Here is a 9,655-nt window from a genome sequence, read left to right on the forward strand (position 1 = left end):
GCTCCGCATCGCTGACACTACGTCACTCCGTGACGTAGGCCGGCCGCTTCGTGGCCGGCTGAGATCCCGCTCCGCGGTCTCTCGGCGGAGTTCGCTCCGCGAACTCCTGTAGCTGGCTGCAGAAGTGAGGGTATGTCAAGGCTGCTCGAGTTTGCGGGAATCACGCGGATACGGGTCGCGCTCTGCGGCGAGGGGCGCTCCCCCTCCGAACCTGAGCCTCCCCTGCTGGAGTCCCCCACAGTAGCACTTCCGGGGTGCTTCCTTAGCGGAACTGTGAGCAGAAAAGTTACGGGATCTCTGAGAATCCGGGGCGCTCCTCTTCCGGAGGAACGACGTCGGCTTCGCGGAGGATGCTCTGGATCAACTGGCTTCTGTTCTCGGAGAGTTGGCCGTTCTTCTGGGTGGTGCGGGTCTTGCAGAGCCAGGGGCCGATCATCACGCGCTCTCCGTCAACGTCGATCCCCTCCCGGGCGCCAGGAGGACGGCCGTGCCGTTCCACGAAGGCGCGCAGCAGGGTGGCTGTCTGTTCGAAGGAGCGGCGTTTCCTGGTTCTGGGAGTGCTGGGTGTGGCGGGGGTGATGGTCTTCGTCGTGGTCAGGGCAATGTGGTTGGGGGTCAGGCCGAGGCGGACCAGGAGGTGGCGCTGGCCGTCATCGAGAGTGCTCCAGGTGGTGAGTTGGCGGTGCAGCCAGGTGCCGGCTTTCACACCGTCAATCATGGTGTCGCGGCGCAGAGTTGCGGGGTCGCGTCCGGTCTGGAGGTGGCGGGCCAGGAGGTGGTATTTGCGGTGCCAGTCGGGTCCGTACGGGAGGAGCCAGTCGGGGTCGAGGGCGGTCAGACGCGTGTGGCGGGGCTTTGGGAGTTGGCCTTTGCGGGCGAGGCCGCGTTGGTCGACGAGGAACTGGCCGCCGGGATCCTGGGCAGGGATGGCGAGGTGGCCGTGTTCGGCGTGGAAGGCCTCGATGAGGGTCATGTTGCCCTCGAAGGCGGCTTCGTGCTCGTCCCAGATCATGCCGAGTGCGTCGAGTTCAGCAATCCAGTCGGCAGTCAGGGTGCCTCGGCGGTGGGCGGTGCGCTGGCCTGCGATGAAGACTCCCAGGTGGTAGCCGTAGGCGTCGGTGTAGTCAACCGGGACCTTCAGGTGGTCGTGTTCTGTGTGGTAGCGGGTGGCGGCTGCCAGGCCGGCGCGGCGGGGTGCGGAGAGCACCGCGCCAGCGGAGGGCCAGGCCAGCAGGTCCATCGCTTGGGCGATCGCGTGGGGGGCGAGGGTGAAGTCGAAGCGGAACCGGCGGGTGAGGAGGCGGTGGGTGGCACTGTCCAGGCGGTGCGTGGTGGTCTTGCGCGGGGCGCGGGCGGCGATGGTCTGGTCGTGGTGGCGCAGTGCTGCGGTGATCAGCCAGAGGGCTTCGTAGGGGGTGTCGAGGAGGTCGGTGGGGTCGGAGTCGGGTGGGGTGTAGGCGGGGATGACCAGGCTCGCGGTCTTCACGTCGACGGTGGGGGGTTTGCGCAGGGCTCGGCCCAGGGCCTGGACGATCCGGCGCACGCTCTCGGTGCGTGAGGCGAAGACGATCGCGTCGACGGCCGGCAGGTCGATCCCCTCGGACAGGACCTGGGCGTTGGTGATCACAGCACGGTCGGCGCTCGCGAACCGGTCGAGGAGTTTCGCGCGCTGATCAGGTGTGTGGTTGCCGTTGATCGAGGAGACGGACAGGGTGCCGGCCCAGGGCGGGCGCTGCTCGGGTGGGAGGGTGCGCAGGGTGTGGCCGAACTGGCGGGCGAAGTCCGCGGCGTCCGCGACCTGCTGGAAGTAGACGATCACATGCCTGAGATCGTGCTCGGTCATCGCTTTGAGGACGGCCAGGTGCAGAGCGGTCGTCCGGCGCGCGGTCGGGGCGAAGCCGGTGTGCGCGCCGTCGGGGTCGGTCAGGACCGTGCGCAGGTCGGTGTCGGTGATCGTGGGGACGAGGAGCTGGTAGTCGGCCAGGACACCGTCCTCGATCGCCTCGGCGTGGGTGTAGGTGTGCAGGCGGGGGCCGAACACCTTCGGATCGTCCATCGAGGCGATCAGGGACGGGGACTCCCACGCCGGTACGGTCGACGCGGTCCGCTTCGGGCGCGGGCGGGCATCCGGGGCCTCGGCCAAGCGCGGCGCCTCCCACTCATAGGGTGTGGCGGTCAGATACAGGCGGCGCTTCGTGCGGATCCGGGAGGAGTCATGGATCACCGTCCATTCCTTGTCCCAACTACCCGCGGTGCGGTGCGCCTCGTCCACGATCGCGAGATCGAAGACCGGAGCCGGGAAGACGGAGTGCTGGACCTCCTCGATCCGCGGGAGCGAGTCGAGGGTCACGAACACGGTTGCCGGCTCGTTCTTCTTGGCACGCTGGGCCAGCCAGTACGCCAGGTACTCCCCCGACCCCGTACTGCTCGCGCCTGCTTCGGCCAGCACGGGATGCCTGTCCGCGTTGAGCGACGACACCGCCATCAACGACTCGGTCCTGCCGTCTGTGCGGGCCGCTGCCGCCCACTGCGCGATCAGATCCCTGGAGGGCACTACCACCAGCAGGAACTGGATGCCGAGAGCCTCGGCCGTCCTCAGCGCGATCAATGTCTTGCCCGTTCCGCACGCGGAGACCATGTGCCCGCGGCTCCCGGGCTTCCTCAGACCGCGTACCCCGCTGTCCACCGCCGCCTGCTGATCCGCGCGCAGCGTACGGCGGACAGACGCGAAGGTGCCGGCCCCGGGCGTGCAGGTGTCCGGGACGACAGAGCTGGGGTCGATGGCCATCAGGCGGGTCCTCGGGAGCATCTGCGGAAGGTTCGCAGGGGTGGGGCGGGCGGGTGTCACTGGTAGAGGAAGTCGGTCCACCACACCTGGAATCCGTCGACCAGAGCGACAGCATTGTCTGCCACCTGACGGCGCTGAGCGGTGTCATACGTGGCGTACACGGCGTCGAAGGCCGACCCGGGATTGTGGTATTCCGCGGCGAGTCGGCAGAAGAGGGGTGAGGGGCGGAAGACGGTTGTCGCCGCCTCGTCTTCGTCCACCAGCTCCGCGGGAAGCCTGCCGTACATCTCGGAGGCGATGTGGCAGGCCCAGTTGACCAGCTTGCGCGTCGCGGTCGCATCGGCCGCGACGCGGTCGAGGAGGAGCGGGCGGCAGTTGGGATCAGGGCATTCGTCCACCGTCGCGTAGAACAGCTGGTCCAGCAGAGCGGTGTCGTCCTTGGCCGCGAGGTGCGAGTGCAACTCGGACGGCGGCACGAACGTGCGCTGCCGACGGCGGACCGTGGCCGCAGTGTGCACATGATCAGCGCCGATCACGACTTTCTCCACGGCATCCTCCAACAGGCTCATTTCCCGGCATCACAGTTCATCGTCGCGCGCCCTGGATGCGCGGCGGCCGTAGAACAACGAACACGCCGCACAGCGGTAGATCTTCTAGTACGGAGGGCGCCCGCCCGCTCCTCCGCCCTGCGGCACCTCGCCGAGGCCACCGCGCCCCTTCTTCGACCGCACGTCCGGCTTCGTTGCATGACATGCGCAGGCGGATGCCTCAGGGCGATGCAGGACCGGGCTGAGGCTGGGCGGGCACTGGTTGGCTGGCCGCGGGCGTGGCGGTCTGTTCGGCGAGTTTGCGATAGCCCGTCGTGGTGAGAGCATGCCAGGCACGGTAGAAGCCGAAGGCGGTCGCCAGGCCGAAGACGGTGGTGGCGCAGAGGATGAGCAGGCGGTGCTCGAAGGAGTAGCGCAGCATGGCCAGGACCGCAGTGAGGGTCAGGGCCAGGGTGTTAAGGGCCCATCCGCGGCAGATCCGCATGCGGGAGCGCGCGTAGTCCGCCCGGGCTGCCAAGACCGGGAAGTCGGCCAGGCGCAAGCGTGCTTGGGCGTAGGCGGTGTTGGAGGGGAAGAAGCGGGTGCGCAGCCGCCGGCGGTGCGGCGTGAGGGCGGTATCGGCTGCCCGGTCGATGAGGATGCCCAGGGCGTAGGCGGCGGCGAGCGCTGCTCCGGCCACTGCGGACGAGCCCGCTAGGGGGGCGAGTTTGGCCGTGGTAGCTGGGCCGATCAGAGCAATGAGGAGGAGCACGGCTGCGGTGAGCGCGCCGATGCCGACCACGAGGACCTCGATGAACATCGCGGTGGCGGCCGCGAGGGCTGGGGGCTCGGGCTGTGTTGGGCCCGTCATAGGGCGACTCCCCAGATCTGGGCCATGTCGGTGATCATGCTGTCTGGTAGCTCGCTGTTCTTCCAGGCGATGTGCAGGTCGAAGCGGGAACGGATCTGGGATAGCCGTTCAAAGATGATCAGGCTTTCTGGCTGGCTGGCCAGCAGGTAGCGGCCGTGCTTGAGGAAAAGGGCGCTGGTGGGTCCGTACTCGGTGTAGGCACGTTCGAGACGCTCGCGGAAGCGTTCGGTGAACTGGGTGAGTTGCTCGCTGTAGGCGGTGGTGTCGTCGATGGTCTGGGAGAGGGTGTCGATGACTTCGTGGGACAGGTCGGTGCTGTAGGGGTGGTCAGTGAAGGTGCGGTAGATCTGTTCGGCCGTGTTGAGGAGGTGGTTGCTGCGTGCAAGGTCAGGGTGCTGTGCCATGGCTTCTACCCCCCGTTCGACCTCGAGGTCGAATAGTTCGACCAGGGCAATCAGACGGTACAGCGAGCGTCTGACATCGGGGGGTGGGGTGACGCCGGGCTTGTACAGGAGCTTGTGGGACATGCGTGACCACAAGTCGACTGCCTCGGTGCGCAGTTGGATCTCACAGTCGTACGGGTTGCCGTCGGGGTCTTCTTCCCCGCCGACCATGACGGCTTGGACGTGCAGACGGGGGTAACGCAGGCGGTCCTCGTCGCCGGGAGTGTCCCGGTCGTCCTCTACCCACCGGACGTCGAGGCAGTCTTTGATCATTTCCAGGGCGGGGTCGAGCAGACCTCTGTGGGGCACGATGACGCGTACGCCGGCCTTGTCGGTGATTTCCTTCCAGGGGTCGGTGTAGCCCTTGCGGTACATCTTCGTGTTGAAGCTGCTGACCTCCTTGGCGCGGGCGGTCACCTCGCAGGCGATCCCGCGGAGGGCGGTGTGATGCTCCAGGTGTGCCTTGGTTGCCTCGGCTGCCTTTTCGATGCGGGGCCGTTCGTGTTGATAGCGCTGGAAGGCCTCATCGGCGCTCAGGGGCACGGCTGACCCGGCCAAGCGTTGGGGAGGGTGCCGCGGAACATCACGCCTGGGCCGGTGGGAGCGCGTGCCCGTTGTGGGCAGGCGTGGCTTGTTTGGGGAGGGCGCGGATTGTCTCGAATCCAGGAAGTGTCTCGGCCTGGGTGGGCTGCTCAGGGCGCTGAGTGGGTGGTTTGGGAGGGCGGCCCGCTGCTGCTCCGCTGCTGGTCTTGGTGACGGTCGAGGTGACTGTCACCGTCGTCCGGCCGTCGCCGAGGTCCTCTACTTGGATGGTTCCGTCCTGCATGGCTTCTACCGGGGCGACGAGGAAGGCACCGTTGGACAGGTCCACCCGCATTTTCTGGAGCCTGTTACTGATGAGTTCGGTGTTCTTCTCGAAGGTGCCGATGGGGACGTCGTTCTCGGCGAGGAACGCGGCGAGGTCGGCCTGGTGCGCGTCGCGCAAGTGGGTGCGGATGAACTCTGTGGGGTCCAGTGTCGGGGTGGGGCTCTGGAGTTCCACCATCGTGGCCAGGACGTAGTTCATACGGGTGTCGGAGTCCGTGCAGCGGCTGTTGACCCAGTTCATCGCGGTGTCGTGGAAGCGGCGGGTCAGTTCCCTGGGGTCGTTTTGATGCCGACAGCCCAGGAACTTCTCGAGGAAGAAGCGGGCAACGTCCTTGCCCGATGTCTGGGGGTCTGCGGCCCATCCCTGAAGCCCTGATTCAGCCAGCCCCTCTTCGGAGAAGAGGGCTACTTTGTACACCTTGGATTTCTGGGTGAGCAGGAGGTCATCGAGGTACTGCATGGCGAAGGTGCGCAGGCCGTCGGTGACGATCTCGTTGGTCTGCATGCCGGTCTCGTGCTCGAGTTTGACCATCAGCAGCGCCTGCTGGCCGTCCAGGCGTGCGGAGGCGACCAGGAGAAGCCCGGCCGGGTTGTTTCCTCCTTGGCTGTCGCGCAGTGCGTGTGCCAGCTCCCCGGAGACTTGGACGAGGTCCTGTTCAGCGCCGAGGAAGGCGCGGACCGCGTCGGGCAGGGGGGACTTGAGTTCCGGGTCCTCGATGACCTCGCGCCCCAGACGGGCGAAGACGTCACGCAGTTTGCCCTGGAGTTCGTAGCGCACGTCTTCGTCCAGGCGGCAGAACGTCTGGCTGAGCTGGAGCGGAAAGAGCTCCTCGCCCTGGGCGCTCCTGGGCACTACGTGGACGATGGCCTGGTCCACGACGAGGTCCCCGAAGTCGGTCCGCACTGCCCACCCCACGCATCCCGCCCGTACCCCCGTAGGCCGGACGCCGTCTCGCCAGACGCCGTCCGGAGCGGAGCCAGCCCCGGCCCGCGACGTACGTCTGTGCGACATCACCTGGCCTGGGGCAGAGCGGGCCCGTTCTGGGCCTGCCCGTGTCACGTGCCAGCAATCGTGCCGCTCATCGTAACGGAGCGTGCGAAGGCCATGGCAGGGATACCGGGAGTGGTGGCTGAACTTCGCCGGTGCGATGAAGTGTGCCGACAGCCTGATCCCGTACGCCGCTCTCCGACGTGTCCACTGGCGGCCGTGCATGATTCTCCTTCGGTTCCAGGGGTGGTGTCGCACGTGCGCCGGTGCCGGTTGTAGGGGGTTGGAAGTGACGCATGCACCGCCCGTCCTGAGCGCCACCGCGTTCCCGATCTCCGCCGTGCCCGAAAGGCATCCGCTTTCATACCCCCACGCCAGTCCCTTTGACTCGCCGCGTTCCCGCCCGTCTCTGCGACGGCAGGCGTCAGATTCACGCCCCCATCCTCCGGGGAGCCTGTGGCCTATCGGGCGGGGCAGCGATGGCCGGTTCGGCCGTGTGGGTCGGCTTTCGTATGCGATGGGGAGGGTTAGGCGGCGAAGCCGATGTTGGTGACGTACTCGTACTGGCCCCACTGCGAGCCGAGGTCGACGATCTGCTCGATCCAGGCGTCGTCCAGGGCCCGGTCATCGCCGGAGGACCAGGCGTCGATGATGGCCTCCCAGCGGCGGATGTTAAGAGTGCGGAATTCCACGACCCGCTGCTGGGAAGGTCGCACGCCGGACTGATTGAGCGGGTGGATCTCGACGCGGGTACCGCGGCCTGTGCGGTTGAGGCGGGCCAGGAGGAAGCGGGCGACGTTGTGGCGGCGGACCGTGCGGTAGGCGGCGTCGATCCGGGCGAGGTTGTGCGGGGTGGGATTGCGGGTGCCGGCCAGCCACGCCTTCACGGTGCGGTCGGTGACAGTCAGGCCCGCCTCGTAGGCGGCGGCGCGGGCGCGGGGGGTGCGGGTGAGGTAGTGCAGACGGGCCATCATGCCGCGCCGCGTGGTGACCGGAGAAGCGATGAACTCGGCGAGAGCGTCGAGCTGGCGGGCGACGGCCTCGTAGCCCTTGATGCCTTGGGCGCCGTACTTGCCGAAATCAATGGTGCGCTCGGGCACGTGAACTCCCCTCCCCTGTCAGTTCTCGTCGGTGGGTCCGGCCGCGGCCGGGTCGGTGGGTGCGGTGCCGACGACGTATACGTCCTTGACCTTCACTTCGGAAACTCCACGGCCTTCCGGGAAGACACGCCGCCAGTCGCCGGTGACGTGAAGTTCGTCGGTGCCCATCACGCGGACGACCGCCAGGCCGGCGTCATGCGCCTTGAGGGCTTTGGCCCAGAGGTTGGCGAAGGCCTGCGAGCGAATCAGGTGCATCCAGTCCGGACGGTACAGCTCCCGGTTGTAGTTCGACTCCCCCATCGTCGAGACGAACTTCGAGTACATCGCCTTCACGTACTCCAACATCACCTCGTCCCCCTCGGCGATAGCCCGGTCCCGGGCCTCCTTGAGAGTGATCCGGAACTTCTCCAGCAGGCTCTCCGTCGCACCCGAGGTGAACGACTCATGGATCTCGGGGGGTTCGCACAGGGCATACTTCGGGCCGGACAGACGCAGCAACAGGCGCAGGGTGGGCTCGGTGACCCAGAGCGGGCCGGGCTCGTCCCGGTTGCCGATCGGGTTGGGCAGATACGCGCCGTGCTCCCAGGCGGGCGGGGTGATCAGGTGGACCCCGGCCCGGCGCCGGTCATGCCCGCCGCCGGTGGAGTGCTCAAGCTGGCCGAGCGGCAGGTGCGTCTTGAGCGCGCTGAGATAGGCGCCGTTGATGTCCAGGGCCGTCACCTCATGCCGACCTGCGGGCAGTTCGGGGCGGGTCCACCTGGGGCGGGCCTCCCAGATCTGGTCGGCGCCGCGGGCGGACTGCTTGCGCAGGATGTCAGGGATCCAGGGGTGGGCGACGATCGCGTAGCGGCCGCCCCTGCGGGTCTCGTCCAGCAGGGCCATCGCATCCGGGATCGCCTGCTTGACCAGGGCCGCGGTCGCCGCCTCCACATCGCCCTCATGTGCCTCGAGCACCTCGGCCACAGCCACCGCGATCACGTCGGACGACGGGTCGGTGGTGGACGCAGCCCGCACACGCCGGCCCGCGGGCACGGTCGTCACCGTCTTCGCGGTGCGGCCCTGAAGCCGCTTGGCAGGGGCGGCGGGTGCGGGGGCTCTCGCTGAGCACTGGGCAGGGTCGAGGTGCTGAGGGAAACCGGCGACTTGGTGGCCGGCGGGCTGCCCGCACAGGACACACGGCTCGGGCACGGCCAGAGCTTCGACGTCGTCCATGTCGTCGCCTGCGGCCAGGCCTCCGCCGGGTGTCGGGGCTGGTGTGCTCTCGTCCAGTGCGGGCTGGGGCGCGGTGGCTTCGTCTGCGGGCGGCGGGGCGGGGTGTGCGAGTTTCGCGGCCAGGCCATCCAAGAGGTAGGCGTACTTCGCCCTGAGCTCCCCGGAGGGATCCCGGCCAGTCTCCCACCCCGCGACCGTGGACGGGCTCACGCCGAGAGTCCGGGCCACCTGGGCCTTCGACAGGCCGGCCCGCTCACGCAGGTCACGGCGCACCTGAGCTTCGGGGAGCGCGGGCTGGGGGGTGAGGGAGGCGAGCAGCGAGTCGATCGCGTCGAAGTCGCTCATCGGTCCGCGGCTCTCAGATGTAGGTGACGGGGTTGCGGGACAGGTGCGGGCACGGGGTGGGGCGGCCCACCCGTGCATCGCCGCGCAGCAGGTCGCCCTCAAGGGCGTAGCGGTCGCCGTGCTTGGAGATCCCGGTGATCCTCGCGACGGCGAGCACCGTGCCGCCGGTATTGATGATCTGCACCTCGTCCTGGGACAGAGCCCGGTCGGCGTTGAACTTCCAGATGCCGCGCCCCGCCTGCCAGACTTCGTCTTCAGACATCCCGGGACGCCATCCGATCGTGGCGCGCCCCAGCCCGTCGCCGGTGCCGGCGGGCCGCTCGGCACCCAGCTGGATCTGCAGCACCCCGTCCGCCCTCCCGCAAAGAAACTCTTTAACTTGTTGCGAAGTTACCAGCAGCACGGGTAACTTCGCAACAAGTTAAAGAGTTACCAACGCGTCCGGCGGACACACGAGCCCGTCGCCGCCCCGGCAACCAGGGGCGACACATATGCGGGGCGGTCTCCGTGAGAC

Annotated in this window: 8 protein-coding genes; all 8 read right to left on the bottom strand. The window is 67.9% G+C overall.

What is annotated here, in order from left to right; genetic code table 11:
• Positions 1-286: 286 nt before the first annotated feature.
• A complete protein-coding gene (locus ACFWN1_RS28865) occupies positions 287-2,809 on the bottom strand; it encodes a Helicase associated domain protein (protein WP_384368177.1) in 2,523 nt (840 codons plus the stop codon).
• 35 nt (positions 2,810-2,844) lie between these two features.
• Positions 2,845-3,357, bottom strand: coding sequence for a hypothetical protein (locus tag ACFWN1_RS28870; protein ID WP_384368180.1), 513 nt, complete (start codon positions 3,355-3,357; stop codon positions 2,845-2,847).
• 199 nt (positions 3,358-3,556) lie between these two features.
• Positions 3,557-4,186: a hypothetical protein gene (locus ACFWN1_RS28875; RefSeq protein ID WP_384368183.1), complete on the bottom strand. Its 630-nt coding sequence runs from the start codon at positions 4,184-4,186 to the stop codon at positions 3,557-3,559.
• Positions 4,183-5,187 carry a hypothetical protein gene (locus ACFWN1_RS28880; protein WP_384368186.1) on the bottom strand — a complete coding sequence of 335 codons (1,005 nt, stop codon included), beginning with the start codon at positions 5,185-5,187 and terminating at the stop codon, positions 4,183-4,185. Before ACFWN1_RS28880 ends, ACFWN1_RS28875 begins: the two co-directional genes overlap by 4 nt.
• A 25-nt stretch (positions 5,188-5,212) precedes the next feature.
• Complete coding sequence (locus ACFWN1_RS28885; RefSeq protein WP_384368189.1) at positions 5,213-6,400, bottom strand: nucleoid-associated protein; 1,188 nt, start codon at positions 6,398-6,400, stop codon at positions 5,213-5,215.
• A 611-nt stretch (positions 6,401-7,011) separates the two neighbouring features.
• Positions 7,012-7,584 carry a transcriptional regulator gene (locus ACFWN1_RS28890; RefSeq protein ID WP_384368192.1) on the bottom strand — a complete coding sequence of 191 codons (573 nt, stop codon included), beginning with the start codon at positions 7,582-7,584 and terminating at the stop codon, positions 7,012-7,014.
• Positions 7,585-7,602: 18 nt separating this feature from the next.
• Complete coding sequence (locus tag ACFWN1_RS28895) at positions 7,603-9,141, bottom strand: helix-turn-helix transcriptional regulator (RefSeq protein ID WP_384368196.1); 1,539 nt, start codon at positions 9,139-9,141, stop codon at positions 7,603-7,605.
• 13 nt (positions 9,142-9,154) lie between these two features.
• Complete coding sequence (locus ACFWN1_RS28900; RefSeq protein WP_384368199.1) at positions 9,155-9,403, bottom strand: hypothetical protein; 249 nt, start codon at positions 9,401-9,403, stop codon at positions 9,155-9,157.
• Positions 9,404-9,655: the final 252 nt, after the last annotated feature.

This window comes from Streptomyces sp. NPDC058459 (assembly GCF_042721685.1).
Classification (GTDB): domain Bacteria; phylum Actinomycetota; class Actinomycetes; order Streptomycetales; family Streptomycetaceae; genus Streptomyces.

Excerpts from the sequence above, each read along its gene's own strand:
- ACFWN1_RS28865 (WP_384368177.1), bottom strand. The coding sequence starts at position 2,809 with ATGCTCCCGAGGACCCGCCTGATGGCCATCGACCCCAGCTCTGTCGTC.
- ACFWN1_RS28870 (WP_384368180.1), bottom strand. The coding sequence starts at position 3,357 with ATGAGCCTGTTGGAGGATGCCGTGGAGAAAGTCGTGATCGGCGCTGAT.
- ACFWN1_RS28875 (WP_384368183.1), bottom strand. The coding sequence starts at position 4,186 with ATGACGGGCCCAACACAGCCCGAGCCCCCAGCCCTCGCGGCCGCCACC.
- ACFWN1_RS28900 (WP_384368199.1), bottom strand. The coding sequence starts at position 9,403 with ATGTCTGAAGACGAAGTCTGGCAGGCGGGGCGCGGCATCTGGAAGTTC.
- ACFWN1_RS28895 (WP_384368196.1), bottom strand. The coding sequence starts at position 9,141 with ATGAGCGACTTCGACGCGATCGACTCGCTGCTCGCCTCCCTCACCCCC.